The following is a 15,328-nucleotide window of genomic DNA, read 5'->3' as shown; positions in this document are numbered from 1 at the left end:
ATAAAGAAATAATGAAATACATATTGAGTATAATGATCATCGTGCTCTCCTGCTTTCAAGGAATAGGCAGTCTAGCTATAGCACAGGAAGAAACCGTCCAACCCAACGAACAACAACAAGAAGCCTCCTGTGAAGCTCATACGGAGGAGAAGGATGTCCCTGTCATTACAAACCCTATCGTTTTCGACGAAAAAGATCTGAACAAACTTCTGGAAAAGCAACGGGAATATGTGGAGAAGCATTATCCCAATTATTGCATCAAAGGAAAGGGTGAAGAACAGGATGTCATGGATGGCCATCGATATTCGTTCTTTGATTTGGAAAACGAAGACGAAGAATGGGTCATAACCATTCGCTTCGATATCGAGGAAGCCTATCAGGCCTACATGAAAAAGCATCAAAAAGAGATAGAACGGGAAGCGGCCAAACTAATCAAGCAGGGTATCATTAAAATTGAATGATAAGCCGTTTCCTATAAAACAGAAGAAGCAATAACTAACAACCAGGTGTTGGAATACGCACGCCGTCTGTCAAACAGGCGGCGTGCGGCCGTATAGGTACTTGGCTTATTTTTCTGGAAAGAATGCTGCCAATAGAGCGTGACACTCATCAGCTTGCTGATAGTGAGCAGCATGGGTCGAGGTCATGAGGCCTCTCTCTACCCTGAGCATCATCACCAGAGAGACGGACTTTAGACTCTATGTGGTCATCATTCAAATCATCGCCGAGAGAGGGAATATATAAATCCTGCCAGGAATTTCCCGTCACTTATATAGGCGAACTCCTTTCCGCAGCCGGAGCACACTTTTGGTAATATTCGACATTCCGTTATTTAGAAATGACCATCAGAACCAACTCAACCGGCACAAATACAATTGTGACAAATCTGATTGATCATTTCCCTGGTTGCATGGCAACCGCATTCATGAAATCTTATCGGTCTATCAGCAAATTTCCCAGCAATCAAAGCATTGACATAACATATCAACCGTCGAGCTATGCAAGAGAAGTGACTTTATTATTTTCGTATAAATTTTTGGTTATTCATATCTTCATCACGCCGTAACCTCCTAATAGAGACGAAAACTTACCTGCCCGTTTCCGTCACTTCCATACAGACGGACTGGAACGCCTTTTTCCAGTTGATGCGGATTCCGGCGTCCATCAGGTAATCACCGCCAAGCACCCGTTCATGGACGTTGGCCAGGGAACCGTTTTCATCCAGGTTGATTTCCCTCACCAAATACCTGGCGGCAGGGTCCAGGCCTTTCAGGCGCAGGGGCGGCGGGGAATCCGCCAGCCATTTATCCATCAGCCAGGCGAAGACGACGGCCCTATTCTTATATACGTACATCAGGGAAGCCACCCGGCTTTCATACGGGGAAGACAGGCGGTACAGGTCCCCGAACTGGACTACGGGGCGGATGCGCTTGTATTCCGCCAGCGCCCGTTTGGAAAATTCCACTTCCTCCTTCGTCATGTCACAGGGCTGGAGCTCAAAGCCCAGACGGCCCGACATGGCCACGTCAAAGCGGAATTTGAGCGGCGTAACGCGCTTTGTCTGATGGTTGGGGGAGGCCGTCACATGGGCGGCCATGGAGATGGCCGGGAACAGGTGCCCGATGCCCCACTGCATGAATACGCGTTCACAGGCGTCCGTATTGTCGGACGTCCAAAATTCGTGATGCCTCCACATGGTCCCGTAGTCCGCGCGTCCTCCGCCGGAGGAACAGGCCTGAAATACCACATCCGGGAATTCCGTCGCCAGCGCATCAAGGATGGTTTCATAGCCGCGCACATAGTCAATGGACAGGTTCCCCTGATGGCTGGCGTCCAGCCGGGAGGAGCCGGGATCGGAGATTTTGCGGTTGCAGTCCCACTTGACATAGGAAATGCCCGGATGTTCTCCCAGCAGTTTCCGCATGGCGTCAAGAATGTAGGCGTGCACGTCCGGGTTGCTCAAATCCAGCAGGTACTGGCTGCGTTCCAGCCTGTTTTCCCGGTGGGGAAGGCCGATCACCCATTCCGGATGCTTCCGGTAAAGTTCCGACCGGGGGTTCACCATTTCCGGCTCCACCCAGATGCCGAAGCGTATCCCCAGCTTTTCCGCCTGGCGCACCAGGCCTTCCAGCCCATGGGGCAATTTGTCCCGGTTCACCTGCCAGTCCCCCAGCCCGGCCCGGGCGTCATTGCGCGGGAATTTGTTGCCAAACCAGCCGTCATCCAGCACAAAGAGCTCCACGCCCAGCTCCGCCGCACGCTTCATCATGCCATGCAGCACTTTTTCCGTGAAGGTGAAGTACACTCCCTCCCATGAGTTCAGCAGGGTAAGCCGCTCCGTAGCGCCGCCGCGCAGGCCGTAACGGCGCGCCCAGCGGTGGATGCGCCGGGAAGCTTCCCCCTTGCCGTTTCCGCTGTGCACCAGGATAAGGGGAGGCGTTTCAAACGTCCCGCCGCCATCCAGCAGGTAAGGCGCGGGAACCGCGTCCAGCCCCGCCCCGGCAAAGAGGTAGTGGTACGGGCTGTGCCGGAACCATATGCGGTAGTTGCCGGACCATGCCAGCGCCCCCAAAATTACTTCCCCCGCATCCTCCCGCGCCGGGCCGTCCAGGGAGATGATGAAGCCGGGGCTTCCCTCCTGGGCGGCGCGGGTTCCGGTGCCGGAAACCAGGGAAAGTTCATGGCCCCGCGCCACTTCCTCCTCGCTCATCAGGGATTCGCCGCCCCAGGTGCCGCGGAAGCTGGTGACAAAGTACCGTTCCGCGCGCAGATTCATTTGTGCGGACGCAACGCGGTGAAGGCGTATGCCTTCCCTCCCCTCGTTCCGTACCACTACCCATTGAAGGAAGGCGTCCGATTCCCGGTGGGAGCGCACGTGTATTTCCACCCTCACGGGGTAGGAAGGGTCTTTCCCGTAGAAGACGGCTTCTTCCCGGTCGTCATCCAGTTCCAGCACCTCCCACCCCAGGCATTCCAGGCGCAGGGAGAGGGCTCCGTCCGCCTGGGTTACGCAAATGGAGTATTCCTCCGACGCATTGGGAAGCCCTGCCACGGAGTCTCCCAGGGCGGAGTACAGAAGGGGCGCGTCCGCGGCGTTTGCCAGGGCATCCTCCGGTTCACGCAGCCGCGGACCGTAATAGGCGCGGCGCACACGTCCCTGTTCATCCTTGAACAGGGTCATCTGGGAGGAACGGGTCAGCAAATGAACGGAGTCCGGCGTCATGGTCAGCGAAAGGGCAAGGATCAGTCTTTTTCCAGGCAGGCGCCTGGCGCGCCTGCCTTATCCATTAAGGCCCGTGCCGGACAGGGAAGTCAATGGCAAAATGGAACGGGCCCCGGCCTTCCTTTCCCTACTTCTTCCACAGGCGGGAGGAAGGCCGGAATTTCATGGTGCTTGATTCATGCACAAACAGTTTACTGCCGTTTTCCGGATGGCGCACCACACGCGCATGGCGGTGCTTGACGGCGAACGACCCGAAGCCGCGGAATTTAACCAGAGACCGCTTCCGGACCGTCTTTGCAATTGTGTCCAGCACAGCGTTCAGCGCCTGTTCCGCCTGCCGGGAGGTTACGCCTTCTCCCAGTTCCCGCTGCAATTCCCGAATGAATTCTGTTTTATTCATAAGGCGCCCAGCATGGGATGCCACGTTTTTCCGGTAAAGCGGAGACGGCGCGCCCGCATTCCTGCCACCAGGACCGGGCGGGCGGCCCTTTCCCTTCCGGCCCGCAAGTTTCCTCCTTGCCCCCATGCGCCGGACCCATTAAGGTCCGGGGGAGATGCACTCCCCCGCCGCCGATGCCCCGTGCCCGGAACAAGCTTTCAGCGTGACTGCGCTGAAGTGGCATACCTGCGCATGGCTTATGCTGCCCGTGCTGGTTTTCATGGCGGGATGGATGCACTGGTACGCCGCTCTTCCGCTCATGTTCCTGATGGCCGCGGGACTGGCTCCCGGAAGGCGCAAGGAACCGCCGGAAAGGGGTTCCCTCCCCGCTTTTCCCCTCTTCACCCGCTCTTCGTTTCTCGTCCTGGCCGCGTTCATCGCCCTGATGGCGCTGTCCGGATGGGGGGAATGGGTCAATCAGCACCCGGACCATATCGTCAGGAACGCCTGCCTGCGCGAATTGGTCGCCAGTCCGTGGCCCGTCGTTTTTCCGGACGGAGATGTCTTGATTTACAACACAGGTTTCTGGCTGCTTCCGGCCCTGGCAGGCAAAATGGCGGGGTTGGGGGCTGCCCGGGCATTTGTCGTGCTGTGGGGGGCATGGGGCCTCTTTCTGGCGTGGCTGTGGCTTTGCGTTTTCTCCGGCCGCCGTTCCCTGCCGCTCGCCCTGCTGATGGTGATGTTCGGCTCCCTGCTGAATGTCCAGTGCTGGCTGGGGCTGGACCTGTTCCGCCTGCATTACTTCGGCACGGCGGAGCAAATCATGTGCAGTGCAAACGCCTCCATTCCCGTCATGCTTTTCTTCATCTTCCTGGCTTCGGGGCGCATGCCCCTGCACTGGATCCCTCTTTTGTTTGCATCCACCGCCTTTTATTCCCCCCTCGCGGCCCTGGTGGGGCTGCCTCTGGCGGCCTGCCAGTGGTTCCGGCAATGGAAAGACGGCCGCGCCTCCCGGCGCATCCTGTTCCATCCCTCCTTTCCGGCAGCCGTCCTGCTGGGGGCGTGCTTCCTCCTTTATTATGGGGCGGTAAACGCGCCATCCTCCCATACGGGCATACGGCCCTTTTATACGCATCCGGGAGATTTTCTGCTCATGGGTACCTCTTTTCTGGTATACGCCCTGTTCTGCTGGCGGGATTTCCGGAGGAATCCCCTCTTCATCTGCACGCTGGCAACCGGACTGATTCTGCCTTTCTTTTACGTGAACGGGGACGTCAACGACCTGCTCTGCAAGGGAAGCGTTCCGGCAATGGCCTGCCTGCTCGCCTTTCTGGCTTCCACCTGGATGCGGCACCCCCGCCTCCGGATGTGGATATGGCTCCTGCTGGCGTTCGGGCTAGCGCCGCGGTTCAACATTCCCTATTACTGCTGTTCTTCCGCCGCCCTCCAGGCATCCCTGGCACCCTCCGCTTCATGCTCCCGGCCTTCTTCCTTCGCCTGCCGGGAATGGCGGCTGCTTACTTATGCGCCGCAGGCGCTCCGTCAGGATGAATGGGGTTCCACCATGCACCATCCCGGGCACCGATGGTACCCCTATTACTCCGGCACCCCGCAGCCGTGGCTGCGCTTCATCTACCGTTTTTAGCGGAAAAGAGAGCCGGAAGAGGAATTCCGCATTCCGGCTTTCCCTCAAAAGAGGCGGACATTCAGGCAGCCTTACCCCCCTCCTGAAACTTTTTCCAGCATTCCCCGATAACCGCGGGCAGGGATTTGCCTTCCTTGTCCATGTCCCCCTGGCTCACCATCCTTTTAATCACTTTTCCGGAAACGGGGTCCAGAATGATCACGGCGGGAGGGCCAAAGACCACATAAGGAGCCCTGGATCCCAGGCAGCCCACGACTTTGCCCGCTTCCTCCGGAATGAATTTGAAGGTGAAAGACCCCGGAGACCTTCCAGGCTCCTGCCCGGTATCCACCATCCAGAAGATGAATTTTTTGCCGGATTCCATCTTAAAGTCGCGTTCCTTGATATGCTTGTTCGTAAAGATGTTGCAGTACACGCACCAGGAAGAGCCCGTCAGGTAGATAACCAGGGGAACTTTTTTTGTGATGGCTTCATTGCGCAGCTTGTCAAAGACCGGACTGCCCGATTCATTCACGGCGGGAGGGGGCGTCTGCTGTGCCAGGGCGGAAACAGGAGCCAGCATGCCCGCCATGGCGGCGGCACAAAGCACGGGAACGGCAAACTTGATCATATTCCCATGAAAATAAGCCTCTCCGCAGAGAAGTCAAACTTCAAGATTCCGCCATTGCCTTCATTTGAAGTTCAAGGTATATACATTCGCCATGCGCCATTCCAACCCCTATAACCGCAGGCACCCTTCACGGAACAAATGGCGCCTCATTTTCTGGCTGTCCATGGCGCTCCTGGTCCTGTGCGGCGCCCTGGTCTACTTCCACCCCGCGGAAGACTGGCAAACCGCGGACCGCAGCAGCAGCGGCCTGGCTCCGCTACCGGAGGAAGAGCCGGAAGCCGTCGTCCAGGTGTATTCGGCACGCGCCTTCGGCTGGCGCAAGTATTTCGGCGTGCATACCTGGATAGCCGTGAAGGAGAAGAACGCCGGCTTTTACACCGTTTACCAGGTGATGGGCTACCAGCTCCCTTCCAGGGGAACCAGCGTTTCCATCACCAGGGACATTCCGGACCGCAAGTGGTTTGGCGCGGAACCGGACCTGATTCAGGAATTGCGCGGAAAAGCGGCGGAAAGAGCCATTCCCGCCATCAGCTGCACAGCGCGGGAATACCCTGAGGCGGATACGTACCGGCTCATTCCCGGCCCCAACAGCAACACCTTCACCGCCGCGCTGATGAGGGAGGTGCCGGAACTGACGGTAGAGCTTCCGCCCCATGCGGTGGGGAAGGATTACCTGCCCGGCGGCATTGCCGGACGGACGGAGAGCGGCACGGGCATCCGCATGAATTTATGGGGCCTGGGAGGAGTCAGCCTGGGCCTGGCGGAAGGGGTTGAAGTCAGCCTGCTGGGACTGAACGCGGGTTTTGACCTGCTGCGCCCCGCCCTCAAGCTCCCCATGATAGGCCGCGTAGGGCTGCCGGACGCCCCGGTGGGCTGGGACTGGTGGAGCATCATGCTGCTGCTTCTGGCGGGGACGTTCATTTTCTTCCGCATGCTCCGCCACATGCGCCAAAAACGCAGGCAGGCGCACCGCATCCCCCACTTCCGCCATCCGCGGACAAAAACGAGCGAGCGCATTTAAGCCGCGTTTCACGGAAGCCTTTTTCCCTTATCCCGTTCCCCCACGCAGGGGAAGAAGGGGAATAAAGCGGAAATTCGATTGCCAAGCGGGAATGAAGCTGTAAGAATCCGCGCCATGAACAAGCTCCTGATCCGCTCCTGTCTGCTTGCCGGGCTGGCCTGCGCCGCTTCCTGCGCCTCCAATAAGGAAACGGCCTCTCAGGAACCCGCCCCCGCTCCGGCCGTCCAGCCGGAACCCGCCCCCGCGGCAGAGCGCCCGGCCCCCTGGGCCCCCGCTCCGGTGAAATCCGCCATTCTTCCGGAGGAAGACGGGGAAGAGTCCGCACCCGGCCCCGCCGTTCTTCCTGGCGACTTTCGCCCCGGACTGCGCACCCCCCAGCTTCCGGATACCCTGCTGTACGACCTGGACGGCAAACTGAATACTCCCACCGCTCCGTAACACGTTCCCTCCCATCATCATGACCGCGACCATTCCCAAAGGCTTCCACCCCGAACCTTTTTCCTACCACCAGGAGCTTGAACTGGATATTGACGCCCTTTCCAATGCGGGCGACGGCATCGGCCGCGTGGACGGCTGGGTGGTTTTCGTCCCCTTTGCCCTGCCGGGGGACCGCGTGAAGGCGCGCATATGGCGCAATGACAAGAATTATTCCTCCGCGGACCTGGTGGAGGTGCTGCGCCCCAGCGCGGACCGCGTGGAACCCGGCTGCCGGCTGTTCGGCACCTGCGGAGGCTGCCAGTACCAGCATTTTTCCTATGACCGGCAGCTCCTCTGGAAAACCCGGCAGGTGGCGGACCTGCTGCGCCTCCAGGCCGGGCTGGAACTGCCCGTCAATCCGGCGATCGCCTCTCCCCGGCAATACAACTACCGTTCCAAGATTACGCCCCATTTTGACAAGCCCAGGGAAGGCGGGAAGCCGGCCATCGGCTTTCTGAAGGCGGGGTCCAGAAGGGAAGTGGTGGACGTGCCCCAGTGCCCGATTGCCATGGAGTGCATCAACGAGGTGCTGCTGCTGGCCCGCAAGAGCGTTTACCAGGCCGCGGCGCGGTTCAAGCGCGGCGCCACCATCCTGCTCCGCGCCTCGGAGGGGGGCGTCATCACCAATAACAACGCCGTGGCCTGCGAGCGCGTGGGCGACCTGGAATTCCACTTCCTGGCTGGGGATTTTTTCCAGAACAATCCCTTCATTCTTCCGCTGTTTACGGATTACGTGGCCCAGCAGGCGAGCATGGACGGGGAGGAGTTCCTGGTGGACGCCTATTGCGGTTCCGGCCTGTTTGCCCTGAGCCTGGCGAAGAAGTTCAGGAAGGTGCTGGGCGTGGAGGTGAGCGAGACTTCCGCGGACTGGGCGCGGAGCAATGCCCGGAGCAACGGCATTGAACACGCGGAGTTCCTGGCGGCGGACGCCGGGGCCATTTTCTCCCAGGTGGATTTTCCCGCGGAAAAGACCGCCGTAGTCATTGATCCTCCCCGGAAGGGATGCAGCATGGAGTTCCTGAACCAGTTGTTCTCCTTCGGTCCCGGAAAGGTGGTGTACGTTTCCTGCAATCCCGCCACGCAGATACGGGACCTGGCGGAGTTTGACAAGGCCGGCTACGCCGTCACTGCCGTGCAGCCTTTTGACCTGTTCCCCCAGACCAAGCATCTGGAATGCGTGGTCACGTTAAAAAAGAAGATCTGATTGCCCATGCCCACGCTTTACATTAAAACCTACGGCTGCCAGATGAACGAGCGGGACTCCGAACAGGTGGCCCGCATGTTCGTCCAGAAGGGTTATACCCTGACGGACCGGGAGAATGAGGCGGATGTCATCCTGTTCAACTCCTGCTCCATCCGCGAGCAGGCGGAACAGAAGGCCCTGGGTAAAATGGGCCTGCTGTCCAAACAGCAGCAGCACCGCCCGCACGTGGTTTACGGCATGATGGGCTGCATGGCCCAGAGCAAAAAGGATGAATTGTTCAAGGAGCTTCCGCGCCTGGACCTGGTGGTCGGCACGCAGAAGTACCACCGCGTGTTTGAGCACGTGGACGGCATCCTCCGCGCACGCCAGGAACGCCGCATGGATGAACTGCAAACCGCTTTTTCCGGCACCCGCGTGTGCGACGTGGCGGAGGAGGCGGATTCCCAGAACCGGATCAGGGACCACCTGAACCCCGGCGCGCGCTCCACGGCTTACGTCTCCATCATGCAGGGGTGTGAAATGAAGTGCGCCTACTGCATCGTCCCCTACACCCGGGGCACGGAGCGCAGCCGTCCCATCCGGGACATTGTGGAGGAAGTGAACATGCTGGCGGACGCCGGAGTGAAGGAGGTGACCCTGCTGGGCCAGATCGTCAACCGCTACGGCAGGGAAATGCCCGCGGCGGACGGCAAGGGCGGCTTTGTCCAGCTGCTGGAGGCCGTGCATGAAGTGGAAGGGCTCAAACGCATCCGCTTCGTCTCCCCCCATCCTATCGGCTTCCGCCAGGACCTGGTGCAGGCCTTCACCTATCTTCCCAAGCTGTGCAGCCACATCCATTTCCCGATGCAGAGCGGCAGTGACCGCATCCTGAAGATGATGCGCCGCCCGTACAGGAATGAAACCTTCCTGGACCTTTGCGCCCGGATGAAGCAGGCGCGCCCGGATTTGTCCATCACTACGGACATCATCGTGGGCTTTCCCGGAGAAACGGAAGAAGACTACCTGCTGACCAGGCAGGCCGTGGAGCAGGTGCAGTTTGACAACGCCTTTATTTTCCGCTACTCCCCGCGCCGCGGCACGCCTGCCGCCGCCATGGAGGGACAGATTCCGGAAGAAGTGAAGGAGGCGCGCAACCAGGACCTGCTGGCCGTGGTCAATGAAATCGCCATCCGGAAAAACCGGGAACTGGTGGGCACCGTGCAGGAGGTCCTGCTGGAAGGGCCGTCCAAGACCAATGAAGAGCGCCTTTCCGGCCGCACCTCCCAGAACAAGCCCGTAATCGTAGACGCCGCTCCGGACCTCGCCGGGCAGCTCCTCCCCATCCGGATTGAGGAAAGCACGGGCTTTACCCTGTACGGCGTTCCGTGCCCTTCCAGGGCGTAACGCGCACGCCGTCCTCCTCCATCCGCAGGTAAAGGGTTCCGGTCTCCCGCAAACGGTACGCATCTGTCCCCTCCGGTACCGGACACGTGTATTCCGTAGTAAATACAACCGTCCGGGCGCCCGTGGCTTTTATCCATGCGGCGCTGCAGACGGGGTCGCGCGGGTGGCGCCCTATCACCAGCACATCCGCATGCGGCACTTCTTCCGCACGGGCCAGAGAGGAAAATCCGGCATTCCCGATGATCAGGACACGCCGCCCCCGGCACGTCCATGCCAGCACCCTGCACCTGTCCTGGTGAATCCCGGTAGGCAACGGTTCCGGCAAATCCGCCACGGCCAGTTCATTCCCTTGCCGGAACCGCCACTTCCGGGGGGAATCTCCGGCCCCGGCTTCTCCCCAGTTCCGGATGCCGGGGTATTCCTCCAGCAGGGTTTCCATTCCCGCGCGCTCCGCCTTGCCCCTTCTGGTCGCCAGCGCCCCGGCAGGCTGGATGCCGCGCGCTTTCAGCACGGGAATCAGGGCGTAGCGCACCATGCCTTCCGTTCCGGAGTCCACTACCAGCGCCGGATTGGAGACCGCCATGGACCAGGCATCTTTTTGCAGGGGAACAATAACGGCTTCATTTTCTGCGGCAGGCGGCAGGGAGGGAAAGTAACTGCACGGCAGGGAGGCTACGCCTCCGGTCACCGCCAGCATGGCTGAAGCCAGGGAAGCCGCCGCCGCATTGCAAATAGCCAGGGCTCCCGGGCACCAGGAGAGCATCAGCCCGGCCAGGGAGACGCCCATCAGCGGAAAAACCAGCACGCTCAGGCAAATATTGGCCAGGGGCGCGTACAGGTTCCAGGTGCCGAAATGCCAGGCCGTCAGCGGGATGGACATCAGCCACGCCCCCACGGAAACAAGCAGGGCGCCCCTGGCCGCCTTTTCCAGCCGCACCATGCTTCTTTCCCGCAGATTGTAAATCCGGACAGGGATGAACGCATCCGGAGACCATACGGTTTTTTCCCGGCGGAGCCACCAGGCAAGACAGACAATCACGGCAAAGACGCAAAAGGAAAGCTGGAACCCCGGCTGAAAGACCTGGAGCGGGTCCATCAAACACAGGATGATGAGGGCCAGGGCCAGAATATTGGCCGGATGCGCCTTCCGCCGCAGAACGGGAGCGGCCAGCCAGACGGCCGCCATGATGAAGGCCCGCAGCGCGGAAACGGACATTCCCGTGACAAAGACATACAGCGCCAGCAACAGCAGGCAGGCCAGCCGCGCCGCGGCGGGACGCACGCGCAGCAGCCGGAGCATTCCCAGAACCAGCAGGGCCGCCACGCCCACATGCATGCCGCTGACGGCGAAGACGTGCATGCAGCCGCTCATCAGGAACTTGGCCATCGTTTCCGGGCTGGCGTCCGTCTTGTCTCCCAGAACGGCGGAGACCATCACCTGGCGGGCTTCATCACCGGGCGGCGCGCCCTCCCTCAGCAGCTCCCCCGCCCCTTCACGGAGCCGCAGGGAAACCGCCTGAATCCGGCTGCGCCAGCCTCCTGCCCCCAGGTTGGAAAATTGGTCCAGCCGCACTCCGGCGGCAATGCCGCGCAGATATCCCCACCGCTCCCGGTCAAACATGCCGGGACCGCCTGGCGGCAGCAGCGGATACGCCTCTCCCTCCACCCGGTAACGGCGCCCCGCAGCCAGGGGGCACGCCCCGTCCGGAGCGGAGACGATGTAAAACCACCGGGAACCGTCGGGACGAAACAGCGCGGACCTGCCGGATACGGAATAAACGGCTCCCTCCGCCGTAAAACGCCGCCCCGCTTCCACGGGGACGGCCCGGTATTCCCGGTCATAAGACAGCAAGGACGCCCCGGCCCAGATGGAGAGGGCAAGAGCCAGCAGGCCCATGCCCGGAGCGCGGAACAGGCACGGCAACCCCGCCAGGCACACGCAGGGAACCCAGAACCAGGGAGAGGCCGCTGCCGCGGCGCAGGCGCACAGCATGGCCAGGGCCGGAACCAGCAATGGCGCGGCGGCCATCATCCGTTCCGGCCACGGACGCAGCGGACGGCCGTCTTTTTCCATGCAGGCCAACGCTTACGGCATGGCATCCGCGCCGTCCGGATTCAGGGGCAGCACGGAAGGCAGAGGAAGAACCACGTTGGCAGGCAGCGGGGCCTTGCGCTGGAGCACCTTGGGGGCCAGCGCCTCGCTCGTCTCATAGGCGCCGCGGAACATTTCCAGCTTGGCGTCCAGGTTGTCAATGTAATGCAGGGCTACCGCCTCCGGCGTCTTGGGGAACACGGGGGAGCCGAACGCCAGTTCCCCGTGATGGGAGGCGATCAGGTGCAGCAGGTGCATGCGCACGTCCGGGGAGGCGGGGTCCAGCGTCTTCCAGGATTCCGCTTCCGGAAGGGCCATGATGCGTTTCCACAGATTGTTGACCAGCTCAATTCCCAGCGGAATGTGCCCCAGCAATTCCCCGGCTTCCGAATACGGCATGGTGAAATCCTCCTTGGGGTAGCAGTTTTCCCACAGCTTCCCACAGTCATGGAACAGGCACCCGGCCAGCAGAAGGTCGCGGTTCAGCTCCGGATTTGCCTGGCAGACGGCGGAAGCCGTGCGCATCATCCCCGCCACGTGCTCCACCAGGCCGCCGCGGCGCGCATGATGGTAGGACCTGGCGGCGGCGGCGCGCTGGAGACGCTCCCCGAACTGGTCAATGAACTCAATGCACAGGGCCCTGATGCGCGGGTCGTTCATGCCCTTGATGAGCACGCAAATCTCCTTCAGGTCCGCCTCCTGCTTCTTCTTCAGGGTTCCGGACCCGGCCAGAAAACTTTCCTTCTCCTGTTCGTCCAGCGGACGCACTTCCAGATCGGCCGCTTCCATGCCGAAGCCCCCTTTGGTCCACTGGCCGCGCAGGCTCACGAACGTGCGCAGCGGCAGGGCGGCCAGCGTGCGGAACCAGGGCTTGTCCTCCCATACCTTCAGCCCCATGGTCCCTTCCGCATCCGCAAACGTCACGTCCAGGTACGGCTTGTTGCTCTTGGTCATTTTCTGCGCGCACTGGGCAACCTGGGCAAAGGCTTCCGCTTCCACCTGGCCTTCCGCGGCCAGCTTGGCCAACTCCATGAGACTGACTTGTTCCATGCGGTCCATCTTGCCCCGCTTCCCCGCATCCGTCAAGAAAACGCCGGAAAAGGAAAGCGGAACGGCTTATTTCTCCACCACGCCCAGCTCAGCCACCGCCACATGGCTGCCTTCCAGCACCCGCTTGCCCACAAAGCGCAGGTAGCGCGCCCTGACGGGGGCCTTCAAATCAATCCGCTGCGGAACGGGATTGGCCCGTATGTTGGAAAACTCCCCTTCCGCCACGGGAGCGCCCCAGTCCTTTCCGTCCCGGCTGAGGTAAACGGCATACTGGTCAATCGTTCCCCTGGCTGAATCCCTGCGGGGCGTGTAGATCACCGCGGCCGTATTCACCTCACGGCCCATGTCAATGTCCAGCGCCTGGGGCGGCGGCAATTCCCCCTGGGCGGCATGCGTATTCCACAGGGTGTCGGGGTCCCCGTCAAAAGCCAGTTCCGGCGCAGAGGCCTTCCTTTCCCCCGCCAGCACTTTCCAGCCCCGCACAGGCACCGGAATGACGCAGGCCGTTACGGAAGAAACCTTGCCGCGGTATTCGCTCACCGCCTTTACCGTTCCTCCGGATGGCAGCATGAAGGGCTTCTCATAAACGGGGGAATCCGGGCCAGGCTCGCTGCCGTCCGTCGTGTACCGGGTTACGGTTCCGGCGGCAGCCGACAGCGTCACCTGCCCGTCCCTGTCTCCCTTGATTTCCGGGGCGTGGAGGAGAACCGGATACTTCCACAGGGAAACTTCGCTTAGGGCCGGAACGGCCTTGGAATCCTCCACAACCACGCGCACCTCATCCGTCGTCACGGGCTTCCCTTTCAGGATGACCCGCGCGCCCACGCTGGAACCTTCCACCCACTTGACAAACCGGCCGTTTTCACGCACGTCCACGCGGAACTTGCGTATCCGCTGCCCAAGCTGTACCGGTTCCGCAAGGCGGATAACGTCAAACGCGGACATTTCCGGCAGTTTCAGCGTAACGGAGGGCTGGCCGTCCTCCGGGCCTGCCGCCCAATACGTGGTCCGTTTCCGGTCCAGGACCCATTTGGCCCCGTATCCATTAGAAGCAGAGGAAGCTTGCGCCTGCGCCCCGGAAGCGAAATTGCGTGAATACAGTTCATCCAGCAGGGCACGGAACCCGGCCAGGGACTTTTTATCCTCTTCATGAATCCTCCCCCGGCGGTCCGGAGGCACATTCAAATTCAGGTTGGCGCCCCTTCCCACGCTGTTAAAATACAAATTCAACAGGTTTTCAGGCGTCCTCACCCGGGAATTCTCATGTTCATGCCAGAACCAGCCCGGACGGATGGAAACGTCCACTTCCGCCGGAATCCAGTACTTCCCGTCCACCGTGCCTTCCGTTCCCAGCTGGTAGCGGACGGTTCCGGGAGCCGGTTCCGTACCCGCCTGGAGGGGAACGGGCGTGTACGTGGCCCAGCAGGGGTAGCCCGCATAGCCGCTTTCATTCCCCACCCAGCGGAGGTCCGGCCCCACATCGGAAAAAACGACGGCGCGCGGCTGGCGTTTCTTCAATTCCCCCCACGTCGTCTTCCACTGGTAATAGGTGCTCCTGTCAATGGAGCGCTTCTCCCGTGCGCCGCCGTAATAGCCGTCACCCCCGTTCGCTCCGTCAAACCAGGCCAGGAAAAGGGGGCCGTAACCCGTGGACAATTCCTTCAACTGCTCGCGGTACATCCTGATGTATTCCGGCGTGCCGTAGGAGGAAGCGTTGCGGTCCCAGGGAGACAGGTAAATGCCGAACTTGAGGCCGTATTTTTTACATGCCCGGGAAACATCCTTCACCACGTCGCCCTTTCCCTGCTTCCAGGGAGAGGAGGCGACGCTGTGCCGGGTGGTCCGGGTGGGCCACAGGCAGAACCCGTCATGGTGCTTGCAGGTCAGCACCACGCCCTTCAGCCCGGCGTCCGCCAGCGTTTTAACAAGGTCGTCCGCATCAAAATCGGAAGGGTTGAACAGCTCCGGCTTCTCGTCGCCATAGCCCCATTCCTTCCCGGTAAACGTATTGATCGTGAAATGCACGAAGGCGTACATCTCCATGTCATGCCAGGCCAGCTGACCCGCGGATGGAACGGGCGCCAGCGGAGCAAGGGCGTCCTTCGCCACGGCCTCCGGAAAACATGCGGCAAACAGGAAAGCCCCCAGCGCCGCCGCTGGAGTCAACTGGCTTAATCTCTTCATAAAAATACTTAAATGCGGTTCCGCATCATCTACGTCCCCGCCGGATTTATTCTTTCCGAT

Annotated in this window: 12 protein-coding genes; 6 read left to right on the top strand and 6 right to left on the bottom strand. The window is 60.8% G+C overall.

What is annotated here, in order from left to right:
• The first annotated feature begins 32 nt into the window (after positions 1-32).
• Positions 33-461, top strand: coding sequence for a hypothetical protein (locus ABGM91_RS04810; protein WP_354834125.1), 429 nt, complete (start codon positions 33-35; stop codon positions 459-461).
• A 626-nt stretch (positions 462-1,087) separates the two neighbouring features.
• Here ABGM91_RS04810 and ABGM91_RS04805 read toward each other — a convergent pair.
• Entirely contained in the window at positions 1,088-3,223 is a 2,136-nt protein-coding gene (locus ABGM91_RS04805) for an alpha-galactosidase (RefSeq protein ID WP_354834122.1), read from the bottom strand.
• A 127-nt stretch (positions 3,224-3,350) separates the two neighbouring features.
• A complete protein-coding gene (locus ABGM91_RS04800) occupies positions 3,351-3,623 on the bottom strand; it encodes an HU family DNA-binding protein (RefSeq protein WP_354834119.1) in 273 nt (90 codons plus the stop codon).
• A gap of 154 nt (positions 3,624-3,777) precedes the next feature.
• On the opposite strand from ABGM91_RS04800, the gene ABGM91_RS04795 reads away from it, so the two are divergent.
• A complete protein-coding gene (locus tag ABGM91_RS04795; RefSeq protein WP_354834116.1) occupies positions 3,778-5,247 on the top strand; it encodes a hypothetical protein in 1,470 nt (489 codons plus the stop codon).
• A gap of 61 nt (positions 5,248-5,308) precedes the next feature.
• Here ABGM91_RS04795 and ABGM91_RS04790 read toward each other — a convergent pair whose 3' ends face one another.
• The gene (locus ABGM91_RS04790; RefSeq protein ID WP_354834113.1) at positions 5,309-5,857 is read right to left on the bottom strand and encodes a hypothetical protein; all 549 of its coding nucleotides are present in this window, start codon (positions 5,855-5,857) and stop codon (positions 5,309-5,311) included.
• Between the two features lie 91 nt (positions 5,858-5,948).
• Between ABGM91_RS04790 and ABGM91_RS04785 the strand changes: the two genes are divergently transcribed.
• From ABGM91_RS04785 to miaB, 4 genes are all read left to right on the top strand, one after another.
• Positions 5,949-6,878: a DUF3750 domain-containing protein gene (locus tag ABGM91_RS04785; RefSeq protein ID WP_354834110.1), complete on the top strand. Its 930-nt coding sequence runs from the start codon at positions 5,949-5,951 to the stop codon at positions 6,876-6,878.
• A 114-nt stretch (positions 6,879-6,992) separates the two neighbouring features.
• The gene (locus ABGM91_RS04780; protein WP_354834107.1) at positions 6,993-7,316 is read left to right on the top strand and encodes a hypothetical protein; all 324 of its coding nucleotides are present in this window, start codon (positions 6,993-6,995) and stop codon (positions 7,314-7,316) included.
• Between the two features lie 19 nt (positions 7,317-7,335).
• Complete coding sequence (locus ABGM91_RS04775; RefSeq protein WP_354834104.1) at positions 7,336-8,559, top strand: class I SAM-dependent RNA methyltransferase; 1,224 nt, start codon at positions 7,336-7,338, stop codon at positions 8,557-8,559.
• 6 nt (positions 8,560-8,565) lie between these two features.
• The gene (gene miaB, locus ABGM91_RS04770) at positions 8,566-9,942 is read left to right on the top strand and encodes a tRNA (N6-isopentenyl adenosine(37)-C2)-methylthiotransferase MiaB (protein WP_354834101.1); all 1,377 of its coding nucleotides are present in this window, start codon (positions 8,566-8,568) and stop codon (positions 9,940-9,942) included.
• Here miaB and ABGM91_RS04765 read toward each other — a convergent pair.
• The 3 genes from ABGM91_RS04765 to ABGM91_RS04755 form a co-directional block, all read right to left on the bottom strand.
• Entirely contained in the window at positions 9,905-12,016 is a 2,112-nt protein-coding gene (locus tag ABGM91_RS04765; protein ID WP_354834098.1) for a ComEC/Rec2 family competence protein, read from the bottom strand. The genes miaB and ABGM91_RS04765 overlap by 38 nt on opposite strands.
• A 12-nt stretch (positions 12,017-12,028) precedes the next feature.
• Positions 12,029-13,084, bottom strand: a complete 1,056-nt coding sequence (locus tag ABGM91_RS04760) for an HD domain-containing protein (RefSeq protein WP_215428662.1) — start codon at positions 13,082-13,084, stop codon at positions 12,029-12,031.
• A 66-nt stretch (positions 13,085-13,150) separates the two neighbouring features.
• A complete protein-coding gene (locus ABGM91_RS04755; protein WP_354834095.1) occupies positions 13,151-15,268 on the bottom strand; it encodes an alpha-L-fucosidase in 2,118 nt (705 codons plus the stop codon).
• Positions 15,269-15,328: the final 60 nt, after the last annotated feature.

Source organism: Akkermansia muciniphila (genome assembly GCF_040616545.1).
GTDB classification, from domain to species: Bacteria; Verrucomicrobiota; Verrucomicrobiia; order Verrucomicrobiales; family Akkermansiaceae; genus Akkermansia; species Akkermansia muciniphila_E.
The sequence above is the reverse complement of the archived record's forward strand: the minus strand, read 5'-3'. Positions and strand labels throughout refer to the sequence as shown.

What these genes read in the sequence shown, in the direction of transcription:
- ABGM91_RS04810 (WP_354834125.1), top strand. Translation starts at nt 33, where the DNA reads ATGATCATCGTGCTCTCCTGCTTTCAAGGAATAGGCAGTCTAGCTATA.
- ABGM91_RS04805 (WP_354834122.1), bottom strand. Translation starts at nt 3,223, where the DNA reads ATGACGCCGGACTCCGTTCATTTGCTGACCCGTTCCTCCCAGATGACC.
- ABGM91_RS04800 (WP_354834119.1), bottom strand. Translation starts at nt 3,623, where the DNA reads ATGAATAAAACAGAATTCATTCGGGAATTGCAGCGGGAACTGGGAGAA.
- ABGM91_RS04795 (WP_354834116.1), top strand. Translation starts at nt 3,778, where the DNA reads ATGCACTCCCCCGCCGCCGATGCCCCGTGCCCGGAACAAGCTTTCAGC.
- ABGM91_RS04790 (WP_354834113.1), bottom strand. Translation starts at nt 5,857, where the DNA reads ATGATCAAGTTTGCCGTTCCCGTGCTTTGTGCCGCCGCCATGGCGGGC.
- ABGM91_RS04785 (WP_354834110.1), top strand. Translation starts at nt 5,949, where the DNA reads ATGCGCCATTCCAACCCCTATAACCGCAGGCACCCTTCACGGAACAAA.
- ABGM91_RS04780 (WP_354834107.1), top strand. Translation starts at nt 6,993, where the DNA reads ATGAACAAGCTCCTGATCCGCTCCTGTCTGCTTGCCGGGCTGGCCTGC.
- ABGM91_RS04775 (WP_354834104.1), top strand. Translation starts at nt 7,336, where the DNA reads ATGACCGCGACCATTCCCAAAGGCTTCCACCCCGAACCTTTTTCCTAC.
- miaB (WP_354834101.1), top strand. Translation starts at nt 8,566, where the DNA reads ATGCCCACGCTTTACATTAAAACCTACGGCTGCCAGATGAACGAGCGG.
- ABGM91_RS04765 (WP_354834098.1), bottom strand. Translation starts at nt 12,016, where the DNA reads ATGGAAAAAGACGGCCGTCCGCTGCGTCCGTGGCCGGAACGGATGATG.
- ABGM91_RS04760 (WP_215428662.1), bottom strand. Translation starts at nt 13,084, where the DNA reads ATGGAACAAGTCAGTCTCATGGAGTTGGCCAAGCTGGCCGCGGAAGGC.
- ABGM91_RS04755 (WP_354834095.1), bottom strand. Translation starts at nt 15,268, where the DNA reads ATGAAGAGATTAAGCCAGTTGACTCCAGCGGCGGCGCTGGGGGCTTTC.